Source organism: Hominimerdicola alba (genome assembly GCF_900109655.1).
GTDB classification, from domain to species: Bacteria; Bacillota; Clostridia; order Oscillospirales; family Ruminococcaceae; genus Hominimerdicola; species Hominimerdicola alba_B.
This window is the reverse complement of the sequence record NZ_FOAT01000010.1, coordinates 89650-105444: the sequence shown is the minus strand read 5'-3', so window position 1 is coordinate 105444 and position 15795 is coordinate 89650. Positions and strand designations below refer to the sequence as shown.

General features: G+C 46.3%; 12 protein-coding genes. 1 reads left to right on the top strand and 11 read right to left on the bottom strand.

What is annotated here, in order from left to right:
* Positions 1 to 11 precede the first annotated feature (11 nt).
* The 4 genes from BMY75_RS11580 to BMY75_RS11565 all read right to left on the bottom strand — a co-directional run bounded on the left by BMY75_RS11580 (position 12) and on the right by BMY75_RS11565 (position 5164).
* Positions 12 to 1520, bottom strand: a complete 1509-nt coding sequence (locus tag BMY75_RS11580) for a carboxylesterase/lipase family protein (protein ID WP_074834027.1) — start codon at positions 1518 to 1520, stop codon at positions 12 to 14.
* 119 nt (positions 1521 to 1639) lie between these two features.
* Positions 1640 to 2227 carry an HAD family hydrolase gene (locus BMY75_RS11575; protein ID WP_074834026.1) on the bottom strand — a complete coding sequence of 196 codons (588 nt, stop codon included), beginning with the start codon at positions 2225 to 2227 and terminating at the stop codon, positions 1640 to 1642.
* A gap of 12 nt (positions 2228 to 2239) precedes the next feature.
* Entirely contained in the window at positions 2240 to 2722 is a 483-nt protein-coding gene (locus BMY75_RS11570; RefSeq protein ID WP_074834025.1) for a P-loop nucleotide/nucleoside kinase family protein, read from the bottom strand.
* Positions 2723 to 2893: 171 nt separating this feature from the next.
* A complete protein-coding gene (locus tag BMY75_RS11565; protein WP_242940228.1) occupies positions 2894 to 5164 on the bottom strand; it encodes an LTA synthase family protein in 2271 nt (756 codons plus the stop codon).
* 511 nt (positions 5165 to 5675) lie between these two features.
* Between BMY75_RS11565 and BMY75_RS11560 the strand changes: the two genes are divergently transcribed.
* Positions 5676 to 6461 carry an HAD family hydrolase gene (locus BMY75_RS11560; RefSeq protein ID WP_074834061.1) on the top strand — a complete coding sequence of 262 codons (786 nt, stop codon included), beginning with the start codon at positions 5676 to 5678 and terminating at the stop codon, positions 6459 to 6461.
* Between the two features lie 250 nt (positions 6462 to 6711).
* On the opposite strand, the gene BMY75_RS11555 is transcribed toward BMY75_RS11560, so the two are convergent.
* From BMY75_RS11555 to BMY75_RS11525, 7 genes are all read right to left on the bottom strand, one after another.
* The gene (locus BMY75_RS11555) at positions 6712 to 8484 is read right to left on the bottom strand and encodes a dynamin family protein (protein ID WP_074834022.1); all 1773 of its coding nucleotides are present in this window, start codon (positions 8482 to 8484) and stop codon (positions 6712 to 6714) included.
* A gap of 2 nt (positions 8485 to 8486) precedes the next feature.
* Positions 8487 to 9461 carry a M48 family metalloprotease gene (locus BMY75_RS11550; protein ID WP_074834018.1) on the bottom strand — a complete coding sequence of 325 codons (975 nt, stop codon included), beginning with the start codon at positions 9459 to 9461 and terminating at the stop codon, positions 8487 to 8489.
* Between the two features lie 45 nt (positions 9462 to 9506).
* Positions 9507 to 11651, bottom strand: coding sequence for a dynamin family protein (locus BMY75_RS11545; RefSeq protein WP_074834014.1), 2145 nt, complete (start codon positions 11649 to 11651; stop codon positions 9507 to 9509).
* Between the two features lie 309 nt (positions 11652 to 11960).
* Positions 11961 to 12818, bottom strand: coding sequence for a hypothetical protein (locus BMY75_RS11540; protein ID WP_074834012.1), 858 nt, complete (start codon positions 12816 to 12818; stop codon positions 11961 to 11963).
* Between the two features lie 162 nt (positions 12819 to 12980).
* Positions 12981 to 14123: an ABC transporter ATP-binding protein gene (locus BMY75_RS11535; protein WP_074834009.1), complete on the bottom strand. Its 1143-nt coding sequence runs from the start codon at positions 14121 to 14123 to the stop codon at positions 12981 to 12983.
* 189 nt (positions 14124 to 14312) lie between these two features.
* Positions 14313 to 15053, bottom strand: a complete 741-nt coding sequence (locus BMY75_RS11530; protein WP_074834007.1) for a pseudouridine synthase — start codon at positions 15051 to 15053, stop codon at positions 14313 to 14315.
* Positions 15053 to 15706, bottom strand: coding sequence for a DUF3592 domain-containing protein (locus tag BMY75_RS11525; protein ID WP_074834005.1), 654 nt, complete (start codon positions 15704 to 15706; stop codon positions 15053 to 15055). Before BMY75_RS11525 ends, BMY75_RS11530 begins: the two co-directional genes overlap by 1 nt.
* Positions 15707 to 15795 lie beyond the last annotated feature (89 nt).

Below are 15795 nucleotides of genomic sequence, written 5' to 3'. Positions count from 1 at the left end.
TATGTCCTCCTTCATTTTACATGGTCAAGCAAAAATTTTGTAAATGAGCTGTTTTCAACGCCTGCAACAGCACCGTCGGGGGTGAACTCCATCTCGGCACGGTCATCATCGGTATATGGTCTCCATTCGGGGAGCTTATTGCCGTTTATATCGTATCCGTTGGGATCGCCTGTTTTTATGAAATTAGCCCAGTAGTCGCACATCTGCCTTGCGATATCGTAGTGTCTGCCCTCAAATGGTCTGTTATCCTTAGCCAGCGTTTCAAAGAAGAACCAGAGGTCTACGGAATGGAAAGTACCGGGGTGATCATCACCGGGGATATCGGGAACAAAGCGGTAATAATAGCAGGGCTTTGCATCAGCCATCCTGCTTTCAGCGAGGAACGCTGTCTTGACACCGATCTCGGGGGCTGATACAGGGGCATAGCCCTGTTCGCAGTGTATATTAGCCTCGGGGTGAGAAAGGAAGTCTTCTGCCTTATCGCCGAAATACTTCACCGCCAGCGACTTCAGTTCATCATCGTTCTCGGCGTGTATGAACTCAAAGAACTCGTCACCTGTATTGCCGCCCATGACAGGCACACGGTTGCGGGTACCGTCACAGAATTGATCCAAGGGATCATCTGTGCAGAAAAGACCGTCATTGACAATGGTGAACATTACACCTGTCTTGTTTCTCAGATCGGAATAAGTTCTGCGGATAAACTGCGCATCGAGCTTTCTCGCTTCTTCAAGAGTTTTTACGCCAAGGGCATCAAACAGTTCAACACCCAGTTTTCCTGCATCTTCAAGAGAACGTGGGATAAAGAAATCGTTTCTGACATAAGGGCTTTTGAACATACCGCTCATGACAACAACCTTCTGGAAATCCCCTGCGTTGCCCTTGCAAGCCATCTGCGACAAAACGCTTCCGCCGCCTGCGGACTGTCCCGCGATTGTGATATTATCGGGGTCGCCGCCGAAATTAGCGATATTTCTGCGCACCCATCTGAGACCAGCCTGCTGGTCGAGACTTCCGAAATTGCAGGGGGCATCAGGCTGTTCAGCCGTAAGCTGGGGGTGTGCCAGAAAACCGAAAGCACCCAGTCTGTAATTCACGGTGACAACAACTATGCCGCGCCTTGCCAGCCTTTCGCCGTCAAACTCCATCTCAGCGGTATAGCCCCACTGAAAACCTCCGCCGAAGTACCATACCAGCACGGGCATTTTTTCATCGCCCTTTTTCGCATTCGTCCATATATTCAGGTAAAGGCAGTCCTCGCCCATGGGTATCTCGGGGTCAACGTGCCATTCGCGGCAGTAGATATCATCACCGATACCGGGGGTATCCTGCACTGAGATAGGTGCAAATTCAAAGCAATCGCGTACACCCTCCCAGTTTTCGCAGCACTGAGGCGCTCTCCAGCGGTTTTCACCCACGGGTGGTGCTGCGAATGGTATGCCTTTAAATGAGGTTATCCTAGGGTCAGCGGCAGGAAGTCCGCGGACTTTGCCGTTTTCTGTATTAGCTATCCTTAACATATTGTCTGCTCCTTATGCGTCTGATTTTAAGGATATTGTACCATTAACCCACATTCTTTGCAAGACATATCTCACATTATTCTGACCGATTATTGCTAAATTTGCGCGTTGCTGATTGCCTATATCCCTATCTGTGAAAACAGTTCATCCGGGGACTGATTTTTGTAGAGTATGGCTCTAATGCCCACATTTTCGGCACCTATGACATTCTTGGGGCTGTCATCGATGAAGACGGCGTTTTCCTTTGAGATGCCGTATCTTTCACAGAGAAGCTCGTATATTGCAGGGTCAGGCTTCACAAGTTTCTCGTTGCAGGAGAATATTCCGCCGTCCATATACCACGTAAATCTCAGCGCTTCGGGAGCGGCGTGCATGAGGAACTCAAAAAAGTTTGAGAGGTAAAATACCCTGTGCCCGCGGCGTTTGAGCTCTTCTATCATCGGTATGGTGGTGGGGCGCAGATCGGGTATATTGCCAAGCTGTGAAAAGACGCGGCGTATCTCCCATTCGCAGTCGGGGGCTTGGGCGATGAATTTTTGCAGAACTTCCTCCACGGGAAGCACTCCCCTGTCAAGCTCTATCCAGTCGGGATTTCCCCACATCGCATTTGTTACGCAGTCAGCTTTGTCAGCGCCGACGTATCTTTTTACAAATTCCTCAAAGTCAAAATCTATCAGCACCTTGCCGATATCGAAAATAATATCCATTTGATCTCCTTTTCAGTTATCGCATACGTTGTAGATATCTTCGTCAGCCATCGGCGGTTCAAACAGCCCGAGACATTTCTCCGCAAGTCCGCTGTCAACGTAATATGCCCGGCATTTTCCTGCGGTGATATCCGCATTGCGTTTTTCTATTCGTCTGTGCCATTCTTCACCAGGAACGGTAAGATAGTGTATCTCGAAATCTATGCCTTTTTCTGCAAAATATGCTCGTATCTCATCGCGTTCCGCCCTTGTCCAAAGACCGATATCAAGCACGCTACTTATACCAACTTCAGTGAGTTCAACTGCTTTTGCGTAGATATATTTTTCAGCTCTTTCGACGTATGTATCATGCATTTCGCCTACATCGTAATGAAAAAGCGCAAGGGTTATTTCGTCTACAGAGAGAAGCGCCGCTTTCATTTCTTTGCGTAGCTTTTGGGCATAGGTTGATTTTCCTGTGCATATAAGCCCGCACAATGATATTACTTTTGCCATTTTTCTGCCTCCTTTATTACACCAAATATAGCATATCGGGGCAAGAATGTCAACAAAAGTGATGGACACAAACTTGCATTAGATACAAAAAAGAGAGCTTTGGCTCAAGCCTTTAGCGAAAGGCTTGCGGGTAGCTCTCTTCTTTGGCAGTTTCTTATGTCTTGCTTATTATCACATCGGTATTCCCGTGCGGCGCTTGCCAAGTTCGGGCGGAGTGAAAAGTTCGGTGTGGCTGTCGCTGTCAAACTGTGCTTCCACACTCTGTTCAAAGCCCTGTTCGGTCTTTGTTATCATATCATAGTAGATAATCGCATTTGATATATCGATTATCTCCTCTGCATATCCGGCGTAGGACTGTATATAATCATCGTCCACTGCGCCGTCATTAATTCGGTATTCACAGCTTTCTGCACAGTAATCGTCATCCACCGATACTTTGAACAGCCCGTGTTTTGTAGCATCAAATATAGGGTTCGGAGTGTCCTTGTAAACCTGGTTGCAGGATACCTGAGTCATAACGTTCTTGTAGTCTTCAAGGTCGAAATACATAGCCTTCTGGCTGTCGTAGTAGATAGTATCGGTTATGAAGTTTCCGTTGGGGAATATCACCACGTTCTCCTCATCGTTGGGTATGGAGAAAATATCGTGACCAAGCGCATACTTGTTATCGAATCCCAGCATATTTCCCAGGGTAGGCTGGATATCGTACATACCCATTACCTGATTTATCTCCTTGGGTTTGCACTCGCCGCCCTTTGACCATATGATAAACGGTGTGTTGCGGTTGATGTTGTAGTAGAAGTCGTCAACAGGGATATATCCCGCATCATCCTCAGTGAGGACAGTCTCAGTGAAGGGGTCATAGTTGAGATAGTACTCATACTCGGTCGCCTTTACCTTTGCATCGTGGTCGCCGTAAAGCACTACTATCGAGTTTTCCAGCAGACCTTCCTTGTCCATATCGGAAAGAAACTGTCCGAGTGCTTCATCTGCGTAATGTACGGATTTGAAGTAGGAACCGAGCTTTGTTCCTTCCAGGAACGGTGCGGATACATCTTCGTAAAGCCCTGTATCTTCGTTGTACTTCTTGTACCTGAATGAAATATCATAATCGCTGATACGCTCGATATCCGTAAATGGAGTGTGGTTTGTCAGCATGATGAAACAGCCGTACCAGTTCTGATGCTCAACATCTATCTCCTTGACCTTCGGCACAGCCTGTCTGAAAAAGCTCTTGTCCGATAGACCCAGACCGATAGTTTCATCTATCACAAAATCATCGGTGTAGTTGTAGAACTTTTCATAACCCAAAGAGCTGTGAAGATTCAGCCTGTTCCAGTAAGAACCGTTGTTGCCGTGCATACTGAAAGTGTAGTAGCCCATATTCTTCAGCATCTTCTGGGTGGTAGCATAATCTCTGTCCCAGTAGTTTATCGCAACAGTACCGCTTGATGCAGGCATCAGTGACGATGAAAATGTAAACTCGGAATCCGAGCTGGTACCTACGCTTTCCTGTGCATAGAAGTTCTTGAAGTAAAGACCTTCTTTTGCCAGCTTGTTGAGGTTCGGAGTGAGCTCCTCGCCGTTTATGTAGGTATCCATGCAGAACTGCTGAATACTCTCTGCATGTATAACGATAACATTTTTGCCTTTGAATATATCAGTATACTCGTTCTTGGCAGCGGCAGCTTTCTCATCTTTATTCTCGTTCTTTTCATCGTAGAATTCATCGAAAGCTTCCTTTTTCTCAGCGTACCCAAATACCAGATTTATACGGGAATATGCACTTGATATCGCATCGCTGGTCTGGTAGACGTACATACCGAAAGTACCCAGTACATACTCTCTGTTCCACTGCTTGCGAAGTCTCGAATAATCGGTACCGGTGAGGGTAGCGGCGAATATTCCCAGAAGCACAAGCCCGCACACAGCTGTGAACCCAAAACTTTTGCTTCGCTTTTGTTTCTGCTTTGACTGTGATTCGTACTCGCGGGTCTTTTTCTTGCAGAAGTGGTAAACTACCGCCAGCGCAGGTATCGACCAGAGGTAAATAAGGTCTTTAGCTTCCATGATATTCTTGAAGACCGCATCCATAACGCCTGGAAGCTGTGAACCTGTCGAAAGCAACGAGAATGACAGGAAAGACCTGAAATTCGAGTAGTATATTGAATTGCCTGCCACGAATATCAGATTTATGACATTCATAGTCATAAGGTATCTGAATCGCCCTTTCAGCGTTTTGAAGCAGAACGAGAAAGCGCCCATCAGAAGCATCGCCGCGGTATCTGCCATAAGAGGCTTTATTTGATTATAGGCAGTGTGTACAGTGAATATTCTCAGCAAAAATGCGTTGATCACCGAAATGGCAACGAATGAAAGCAGAAGAGGGTTATCCTTACAAAAGTTCTTCAGCTTGCTGCCGATTTTCTTTAAAAATTTCATTATCTGATTCTCCTTGATCTACCGTTGATAAACAAAATAAATAGTTCTCATTTATGCCGTATTCTCTATGGTTTGGGATTTGACGGAATGAATGAAAACTCACACTGTTTATTCTGATGATTCTTTTGCGAATACTATTTTAATCCCATTTGTGACAATTGTCAAGAATCCTTTTTTATTTTCAGCGTTTTAGACAATTGCCCAAAAGTCCGCAAAGCTATATATCTCATTAATAATTGTAACACATTTTTCACGAATGTCAATTACTTAGAGCCATATTTCAGAAGATTGTCACATCAGGTATAATATTCTTATATATAAATAGTATGTTCCTTGTTGAGATTTATGCAAAATATTCAACTATTTTCGCTATGTGATGTCAAATATATAGATGTCTACAAAGTTTTGAAAAGTGAATAAAAAAGTGTTGATTTATTTGTCGGAATCCTTTATAATATCTTTGTTTGTGAACGGCGGAAACGTCCCTTTTAAGGGCAGAAATGAGGTAATCATGATAAAGCTGATAGCCACCGATCTTGACGGCACAATGCTTGATGACAGCAAGCGCCTGCCTGAGAATTTTGACACCGTATTACAGAATCTGAACAGCAGAAATATACGCTTTGCGGTTTCCAGCGGACGTAGCTTCTGTACGCTGAAACAGCAGTTCAAAAGTTACATGGATGATCTTATTTTCATTTGCGATAACGGCGCTTACGTCTACGACAAGGGCGAGGTAGTATCGATGTCGGTGCTTCCTGATGACGCTGTACACAATATGGTGCGTTTCTGCGAAGAGCAGGACTTGCTGATACTCCTGTGCGGAAAGCACGGCACATGGCACAACGGCAGAGAAGCTGCCGAGCTTGAAGAGATACGCAAGTACTACATCAACGAGCAGTATATGGAAGATCTTTCCGCCTTTGATGATGAGATATTCAAGGTAGCGGTTTTTGAAAGAAAAGGAAGTATCGAGAATACGGCTTATCCCAAGCTTCGTGCGCGTTACGGCGATTATTTCAACGTTCAGCTTTCAGGCGACCGCTGGGTAGATATCATGAACCACGGCATAACCAAAGGTTCTGCACTTCATAAAATGCAGGACAGACTGGGCGTTGACTACGGTGAGACCATGTCTTTCGGTGATTACCTCAACGATATCGAGATGCTGGAAAATTCTTACTACAGTTTTTCTATGGAGAATTCTCATTCGCTGGTGAAGAAAGCGGCAAATTTCTCCACAGGGTCAAATAACGATAACAGCGTGATGAAAGAGATCATCAAGCTTTGTTTTTGAAAAACTGCAAAGTAAGAGGTCAAGTAGCAAAAGTGACGCAGCAACAACGCAATAAACAGAACAGTAAGCTACCCATAATGTCAAAAAGGCGCGGCAATAACAAAATTACAGAGCGTGGACAATCAAATGTCCACGCTCGTTTTTTGATTATTGCCGCTTCACTTTTGAGTCTGCTGGCGCGAAACATATGCCGACGCAGTCTCATAAACCGCGCGCTTTGATTCTTTGGCAGTTTTACCTTTGTTTGCTATTATGCCGGCAGATTTGCATCCAATATCTGCTTTGGTGCTTCCAGACGCTTCAATGCGTCCGCAAGAGTCTCAAGCAGTTCGCTCTTGTCCTCGTTATCCATCATTTCCTTAGCCTGGTCAATAGCATTCCTGCTGAGCTCCACCTGGTACTGGTAAAGGCTCTCCAGTCTGGATATCGCCTTGACTTCAAGATCCTGATATACAGTCTTGATATCCTTGACTATATTTATACGTATCTCGTCGTAGTTTTCAAGTGCGATGTCGATGATATCGGTCTGTTTTTTCTTTTTCATAATAAGCGAGAAAGTACTCATGGCAGCAGGCGAGAAATTCTCGCTGGTACCAAAGAGCTTAACGCCCATAACGCTTCTGGTGACATTCTTGTTGGCGGACTTCATCAGCCTGTCAACAGACGGTGCTTTGCTAACCTCAGCCACATTGGTGATACCAAGCGCCTGAGCAAGTTCTCGGCTCATCTTGTCGGTAAGCTCGGTTATAGCGTCCCTGTGGCATTCTATACAGGTACGGTAAGCCTCGCTGACCTTCTCCATCAAAAACGAATAGAAGTACTTCTCTATATCCTCAGGGGAATAGATATCCTCGCCCATTTCGTCCTTAGCTCTGCATTCAAGTATACTTGTCCTCAGCTTTGCAAAGAACTCATACATCCATGTTTCGGCTTCCTGCTGCATTTCAAGTATGGAAAGATGCAGCATAGGCTTTCTCTTTTCAAGCTCGGCAGCCAGCTGGTCGCACTTCTCCTCGAACTCTCTTGCCTTATCTTCAAGAAGCTGCTTGTCCATATCAGCCATATCGCTTATCATGCGCAGGCGTGAGCTTATCTCCGCGTGCATACGGTCAAGCATTGTCAGCACACGCTTTGAGCGTATAACGTCCTTCTGCATGATGATATCCCTTTTCAGCGAAAGTTCAAACTGGAAGAACTGGGTCTCATAGAACTCTCTTGTGCCCTTGTCTTCGGGTCTTTCCTCGCCAAGCTTGCGCTTCAGCTCGTCACCGCCGCTGATGCCGTATACGAAGGCATTAGGCACTATCCTCTCGGATATTCCCCTGAACCTGCGCATTATCTTCTTGACATCTGCCATGGTGTTGAGAGCGTCTATCATATTCACCAGCACATACAGCATACCGAACCTCTGGGGCGATACGTGTGTTGCCAGGAATACCTGCTCACTTTCTGAGAATGGCAGCAGACAGCTTGCCGCGTACATTATGGCATCTGCATTAACTATGTAGTCCTGAACCTGCTTGTCAAGGCTCTCCAGGTCAGAAAGACCGGGAGTATCCACTATCCTCATGCTTTTCAGTATCGGTGCATTGTCCTTTATCTGCACACAGCTTATCTTCGCGGGGAAGAGCTTCATTCTCTTCTCCAGATTCTCTCTTGTGATATCTTCAAGTACCAGCGGCACTCTCTGACCGTTCTCAAGTATAGCCTCAACGGTCTGGGTATGCCCGAAGGATATCTCGTTGATGGTATAGGTCTCGGGAGTGACATTTATAGGTGCCAGCTTCTTGCCCAGCAGCGCATTGATTATGGTGCTCTTGCCGCGCTTGAAGTCACCCAGTATCACCAGCGTGAAAGGCTCTTCACACCTTTTGTCTACCAGAGCCCTGAATTCTTTCAGGTGCTCCACACATTCCCTGCCTAATATCTCAGCTATCTTATCATCTTCGATTATCTCGCTGAGCTGTTCTCTTACGGCGACTATATTCTCGTCGGAAGCCATAAGATTCTCATTATCTCTCATAGCTAACCTCCGTTCCCGACGATGACGCTAGTGCGCACATCACAGATCTGCCCACTCTCAGCGTGACCCTCGATATCCACAACGTCCTCGCGCCATGAATAGAGCGTCTTGCAGTACAAGAACTCGTTGCTTGCCAGCAGACATCTCTCGATATCCGAAAGGTTCTTGTCTATGCTGAGATTTCTTGAAGTACTGCCGTGTATCTGCTCGCTCAGCTTGCTCATCTCGTCAAAATTTATACCGGGCTCTGAACGTCCGTAGAAATCCACATAGCCCTTGCGGTACAGCCCGCACATGATATTCAGGTACTGACCCGGCTTATCAAGGCATATCATACCTGCGCGGTTGGCTGTAACGTCTGCATACTTTACCCACTGCACCAGTGCCGAATAAAGCTGGCTGCCGATGGTCTGTGTATAAAACCGTTCTATCGGTCTGTATACATCATTGTTCGTTTTAAGGTAAGTGTATGCCATATTAAATGTGCAATGATTGTTCTGCACTCTGCCGCACTCGCTTCCCATCAGCAGCATGAGTTCATCATCACTGCAGAACTCCACCAGCTGCTTTGTAAGCACTATGCACGGCTCTATAAGATCACTGGCTATGGAATACGCCAGCGGTCTGTCCATGTCCTCACGGACAAATACTATCGGTACGATAAGCTCCAGTCGCTCCGCACACTTTCTTACTTTATCATATATCTCGGGATATTTCAGCGGACCCACCTGATCGCACTTTACGAACAGATGCTTCGCTTCCGCCGCGATATCCTGTGTATTTACCGCCTTGAACAGCTTTGCGCTGCCCCCCAGACTCATTATCTTCTGCCTAACCGCAAAGTCGGACTCAAAGGCATAATCAAGACTGCCGTCCACCATATGGCTCTGGTACGATCGCGTATAAGCTTTCAGGTAAGAACGAAACCCAGTGTCGATCTGAAGAAGCGGATTCCCTTTCGCATTTATCTCACTCATCGAGTGTCCTCCCTTATTGGAATGTTCTGCGCATCCTCATCTTCATTATTTCTCGGCCTTTTCGCTCTCCTCGGGCTTTTCAGCTTTTTCGGTCTGCTCAGGCTGCTCTTTCTTCTCGGTCTTTTCGGACGAAGAATTGGTCATGCCTATCTCGTCGTTGAGCACCTTTCTTACAGCATAAGCATCCTGGACCAGCTTGCTGGCTGTCTCAGCGATAACGTGAAGTCTTTCCATCTCCTTCTGTGATACCTCGGACTTCTCTGCCTTGAGATCGTTGAGGTTATCCAGCGTTTCCTGTGTATCTCTCAGTATGATCTCGGTCTCTTCCTCGATCTTGCTCTTGATGCTGTCGAAGGAGGAGAATACCTGACGTCTGACTGTCTCGGTGAAGTCGTTGTTGAGCATCATCTCGTGGAACTGCTTCTTGACATTTGCCTTGAAATTGGTCTTGTACTTGTCTATCCTCTCCTGAACCAGTATCTTGTCAACTGCAAAGTTTGAGGTGAAAGTACCTGCGATACCTGCAAATGCCATCATTACCAGCATGACGGGCAGACCGCCTGTCAGACCGAAGAAACCGGAAAAGAACATTGCAGCATAGTAAGTCGCATAGAAGCCCGCAAGACCTGTAGCGCCGCCCAGCAGTGCGCCCTTTATGCCTGATTCTCTGAATCCCAGATATACACCGCCTACGCCGTAAGCACCGGTAGCCGCACCTATCACCTTATCCAGTGTACCGCCGTTGGAAGATACTCTGTCGGATACAGCAAACATTCTCTGGATAGCTGCAACGCTCTCGAAGAACTCGTCCTCGAATTCCTGCAGTCTCTCAGTCTCACCGCTTACAGCCTGATTTATGCTGTTCTGTATCTGCTCGCAGATCAGCTGCGCTCTTACTTCCATGCTCTCCTTGATCTTCTCGGTGAGCTTGGAGCTTACCAGCTTCAGCCTGTCCTTCTTGAAGTCCTCGGAGGACATCTGGAAGTTGTCGATAACCTCCATAGCTGCTTCCTCGATATTGCTCCAGTAATTATCAAGTACGGGACGCAGATCCTCGAACACCTTATTAGCAGCATCGTTGATCTTTACGAACTCCGAACGCTTCATATTTCTTATCTCATCGATCTCCTTGATAGCAGCGTCGTACTTCTCCATGAATTCGTCGTTAGCCATCATCAGGGCATTTTCCTGCATTACTATCGAACGCAGTATCTCGGTACCCGAATTGGTGATCTTGTTTGCAAGTATCTGAAGTGTGATAACGCCGCGCTCCTGTGTCAGCAGAGTTTCCAGAGCCTTTTCAAACTCAGGGAAATTGGACTGCTCCAGCAGTTCCTGACTGCCGATGGTCTTGGCGGTCAGGGCACGCTTCGCGTACACGCCGATAACTCTCGGTGTGCCTATCTTTCTCTTGTATACGGCGAACTCACGGCTGTCCTCGCCCATGACCTTCTTCGCCTTTTCCATAACGTACTTGCCTATACGTGTACGTACTGTCTCGACAATCTTGTTCTCATCGTCCTGAGTGAATGTGCCGAAGCAGTTAACAACGAATATGATACGTCCCACGTCGGAGGTCAGCATCTTCTTCTCCAGGAACTCCTTTTCAAACTGTGAGAAAGGAGAATTCGCGCTTATAACGAATACAGCGGCATCTATCTTAGGAATGATGGACATTGTAACATTGGTCATCTGGTCATCATCGTTAAGACCGGGAGTGTCGATTATATCCACATTATTACGGCAGAATTCGGTATCGTAGTAAACGGTAGCTTCCTTTACCGTTTCCGCCTTGCGCTCGGATTCGCTGGTAAGCTTGGTAACATACTCCTCCAGCCTGTCTATCTCAACGCGCTCGGAATCGCCGTTCTTGTATTCGACCTGAACATAAGGCTCGGTACTGTACGTAACTCTGTTAAGGGTAGCAGTCGCAGGCAGAACATCGGCAGGCAGTACCTCCTGACCGAGAAGTGCGTTGATAAGCGTACTCTTACCTCTTTTGAACTCACCGACGATAGCGACCTCGAAGTGCTCGTCCTTAGCCTTTTCGAGCGTTTCCTTGATGGATTCCGCGGTATTGACCAGCGCTATCTCTTCGCTGAGCTTCAGAAGCTCCTGCAGATCGGCAGTAAGGTTCCCAACGGTTTCCTTATAGCCCGCATAGCTTCCGTAATTGATCTGCTTTTCCATGGATAGACCTCCGTTAAAAAATGATTTGGATATTCAAAACTGCCGCAGCCGTCCCCGAATGAGCGTCACGGCAAACAATTATACATCACTATAAATTATATCACACCCTAGCTTATCAAGTCAATATTTTATCAAAATGTGTACGAATAATTACACATTTGCACAAAACCCCACCCCTCTTTTACAGCATATTGACTAACCGTTTTCTGTTAGATTCGGCACATTTAGCATTTTATGCCATCTGCCAGACCCAACAGGTAGTATCTCACGCAAAAAATCGCCGCAGAGCGTTTCTGCGGCGAATATGCGCTATATATTTTTACTCTCGTTATATGTAAGACTTTTCTCCCGCTGCCTGCGCACATACATGATCAACATTGCTATGCAGATTATCCACAGTGCATTATCAATTATCAGCCCGCTTACAAACTCAAAGTTGAACTTCTTATTGTAAACATTGTAATAAGGCACAGCACGCGATACTATCATAAACATCAGCGACAGAACATTACAAAGGCTTAGCACCCCGAATGTCACACAAAAAGTAGGTCTTTTTATTGACACCCTTTTCTTCATGCACACAATAAGTATCACAAACAATATAATATCGCTGACCCATGAGAGAAGCGTAAAACATAACGTCAGCGTGAGCCTGTCAATGCCCAGATATTTCCGCTCGATCATTTTTGTTACCGTATATTCACCTGTTTTGCAGTCATACTCCAGATCTTCCACAGCAGCATACTTGTCCTCACAGAGCAGCGGCAGTTCATCACTGACTTTTATTATCCTGCCATTTGTATCACAGAACGCAAGTTTTATATACCTGTACTTTTCACAGAAGCTTAGCTGATAATCTTTTGTATTGAAATACAGCCCCGCCGAAGCATCCGAGCGGTAAACATCAAAAGGTATGTCGTTCTGACAGAGCCTGTCAGCTGTCACCATGCCGTCCTTGTCATATGACCATATCTCCGTGCCATACAGTGCCATATCCTCCGCATCGGTAAGTTCATCATCCTGTCCGCGTTCAATAAGCATAAAAACGCTTTCATCCTCAGGCAGACCATCACACTCTACCTCGAACATTCTATCAGGTCTGCAACCGCAAAGCATACACACAGTTCCCAGTATCAAAGCCACTATCATAAATTTGTATCTTCTCATAGTTATCCCCTCCGTATCATATACGAATGAGCTCTCCCCTTTTTATGGGGCATCCCGAATATTTGTAGCAATGCACAACGATTCCACACAGGATTTATGAAAACATACAAAACCGCCCTCTCCATTACGGAAAGGGCGGATAATATCCTTATTGATAAGCTATCAGTTTACAACAGCCTTCTCAGTCTCCTTGTCGAAGATGTGGATTCTGTTAGGATCAAGAGCTACCTGGATCTCGTCCTGAGGTCTAGCAGTAGATCTGGGCGATACTCTTGCAGTCAGGTTGATACCCTCGCAAGTCAGGTACAGATAAGTCTCAGCACCCATCATTTCTGTTACTTCAACAGTAGCATTGATGATACCTGTCTTAGCAGCAGAGAGGAACATCTCCTCATCGTGGATGCACTCAGGTCTTACGCCGAGAACAATTTCCTGATCTACCAGGGGCTCAAGTGCCTCGGGATCAGCCTTGGACTCAGGAACTTCTACCTGGTACTTAACGCCCTTGGAAGTCTTAGTGTCATCGGAACCGAACTCAACAATGTACTTGCCGTCTCTCTTCAGCAGCTTAGCATCGATGAAGTTCATCTGAGGTGAACCGATGAAGCCTGCAACAAACTGGTTAACAGGATTGTTGTAGAGGTTTGTAGGTGTATCGATCTGCTGGATGTAACCGTCCTTCATAACAACGATTCTGTCGCCCATGGTCATAGCCTCGGTCTGATCGTGTGTTACGTAGATGAATGTTGTACCCAGCTTCTTGTGCAGCTTGGAGATCTCGGTTCTCATCTGAGCTCTCAGCTTAGCATCCAGGTTGGAAAGAGGCTCGTCGAGCAGGAATACCTGAGGATTACGAACAATAGCTCTACCCAGAGCCACACGCTGTCTCTGACCACCGGACAGAGCCTTAGGCTTTCTGTCGAGCAGGTGAGAGATATCCAGGATTCTACCAGCTTCTTCAACCTTTCTTGCGATCTCGTCCTTGGGAACCTTTCTCAGCTTAAGACCGAATGCCATGTTCTCAAAAACGGTCATATGAGGATACAGAGCGTAGTTCTGGAAAACCATCGCGATATCTCTGTCCTTAGGAGCTACGTCGTTAACAAGTCTGTCTCCGATGTACAGCTCACCTTCACTGATCTCCTCCAGACCTGCGATCATTCTCAGTGTAGTAGACTTACCGCAGCCGGAAGGACCAACCAGGATTATGAATTCCTTATCCTTGATCTCAATGTTGAAGTCGGAAACAGCGATAACGCCGCCGGCATACTTCTTATAAATTTCTCTTAATGATACGCTTGCCATTAAAAAGAACCTCCCTATTGAATTTTTTCCTCAAACTCGGACATGGTCACACTTATACCCGAATTAGTACACATATATCATATCAAATTTTAATCTAAGTAGCAAGAGTTTTTTTAACTAAACTTTAGCGAGTTACTTTAGGTATATTAACGAAAATGCATGAAGCGCTGTAAATATTTTCCAATTCGGCTATTTTCGCGTCAATAATTTTTCAACATCTTTGTGCATAATTTCCAAACACTGACCAAGCTCTAAACCCCTATCCAACGGCATTTCACCTATCGCCACCCTCTTCAGGTAGACCACCTTGTTGCCCACCTTTTCAAACATACGTTTGACCTGATGAAACTTACCCTCATGCAGTATAAGGGTACATTCGCAAACGTTTTCGTCAGATGCCAAAAATTGCGCCGGCAGACACTTCTCTTCAGGGTCGCCCTCACGCAGTCCGTCTATCGTCATGCCCTCTGCCATGATGTCCTTGTAGCTTTCCTCCCATGGTTTTTCCAGCCTTACAAAGTAGGTCTTCGGAACATGGGTCTTGGGTGACAGCATTCTGTGGCTAAGTTCGCCGTCATCGGTTATCAGCACGAAGCCCTCGGTGTCCTTGTCCAGCCTTCCCGCAGGAAAAAGTCCGTCTCTGCGCAGTTCATCGGGCACCAGGTCAAGGACAGTCCTGCTTGCGCCCTCTTTAGTCGAACAAACCACCCCTGCGGGCTTGTTCAGCATGATGTAGATATGCTTTTTATAGGTCAGCTTTTTGCCGTCGATGATTATCTCATCGTCTGTATTCACCTTAGCGTCCGACCTTGCCATAAGCTTGCCGTTCACCGTTATCTTCTTTTTCAGGCAGAGCTTTTTCACATCAGCCCTTGATATATCCGCAAACTGGGAAGCCACCAGCTTGTCAAGTCTCATTATCTCGCCCATTATATACTCAGCCTTTCATCGTTAAGTGCCGCAGTTACCCTGCCCTTATCGTCCTCCGACATAAGGATATCATAATATTCGCCCACTATCGGCGTACCTTTCAACGCCTCGACATTGATTATTTCTTCCTCACCGTTACGTCTGAACACGCGCAGCTGTATATTCATTAGACCGCTATCATTTTTATGCCAGCTGGTCAGCTGTGCCTTGCATGGTACACCGTTCTTGATGAGGATATTGTATTTTCTCCGGTCTTTCAGCCCCTTGAATAATGCTACTCCGCCGCCTATGAAGGCAGCTGCCGCAAGTGCATAGAAAACCATTTTCAGTGCCATATCTGGCGGACAATACACGTTCTTCGGGTCATCGGGCATTACATAGCCCTCTATTTTCTGTCCCATCATGACCTTGCCGTTGGCTATGCAGTCAGCCTCTATCCAGTCACCATCGGGGGACTTGTACTTTACCTTCGGTCTGCTGCTTGACCCTGTCACAGACGTTCCTATAACAGTACAGTTTACCTTTATGCCATTCTCTTTGTACTCACGGCTTTCGTCCATTCCGAAAGTCACCACCCACAGCAGCACTGCGGGCACCAGTATCCCGAAAATAAAAAATATCACCGCAGTTGCGGCCATATTAGGCTTCTTCATATTCTGACCCCTCTTTCATTCAAGTTCTCTGCTTACACAAAATTAACCTTGCACACAGCATCAACCGTACTGCCTCAGCATATTCAGCC

Excerpts from the sequence above, each read along its gene's own strand:
- BMY75_RS11580 (WP_074834027.1), bottom strand. The coding sequence starts at position 1,520 with ATGTTAAGGATAGCTAATACAGAAAACGGCAAAGTCCGCGGACTTCCT.
- BMY75_RS11575 (WP_074834026.1), bottom strand. The coding sequence starts at position 2,227 with ATGGATATTATTTTCGATATCGGCAAGGTGCTGATAGATTTTGACTTT.
- BMY75_RS11570 (WP_074834025.1), bottom strand. The coding sequence starts at position 2,722 with ATGGCAAAAGTAATATCATTGTGCGGGCTTATATGCACAGGAAAATCA.
- BMY75_RS11565 (WP_242940228.1), bottom strand. The coding sequence starts at position 5,164 with ATGAAATTTTTAAAGAAAATCGGCAGCAAGCTGAAGAACTTTTGTAAG.
- BMY75_RS11560 (WP_074834061.1), top strand. The coding sequence starts at position 5,676 with ATGATAAAGCTGATAGCCACCGATCTTGACGGCACAATGCTTGATGAC.
- BMY75_RS11555 (WP_074834022.1), bottom strand. The coding sequence starts at position 8,484 with ATGAGAGATAATGAGAATCTTATGGCTTCCGACGAGAATATAGTCGCC.
- BMY75_RS11550 (WP_074834018.1), bottom strand. The coding sequence starts at position 9,461 with ATGAGTGAGATAAATGCGAAAGGGAATCCGCTTCTTCAGATCGACACT.
- BMY75_RS11545 (WP_074834014.1), bottom strand. The coding sequence starts at position 11,651 with ATGGAAAAGCAGATCAATTACGGAAGCTATGCGGGCTATAAGGAAACC.
- BMY75_RS11540 (WP_074834012.1), bottom strand. The coding sequence starts at position 12,818 with ATGAGAAGATACAAATTTATGATAGTGGCTTTGATACTGGGAACTGTG.
- BMY75_RS11535 (WP_074834009.1), bottom strand. The coding sequence starts at position 14,123 with ATGGCAAGCGTATCATTAAGAGAAATTTATAAGAAGTATGCCGGCGGC.
- BMY75_RS11530 (WP_074834007.1), bottom strand. The coding sequence starts at position 15,053 with ATGGGCGAGATAATGAGACTTGACAAGCTGGTGGCTTCCCAGTTTGCG.
- BMY75_RS11525 (WP_074834005.1), bottom strand. The coding sequence starts at position 15,706 with ATGAAGAAGCCTAATATGGCCGCAACTGCGGTGATATTTTTTATTTTC.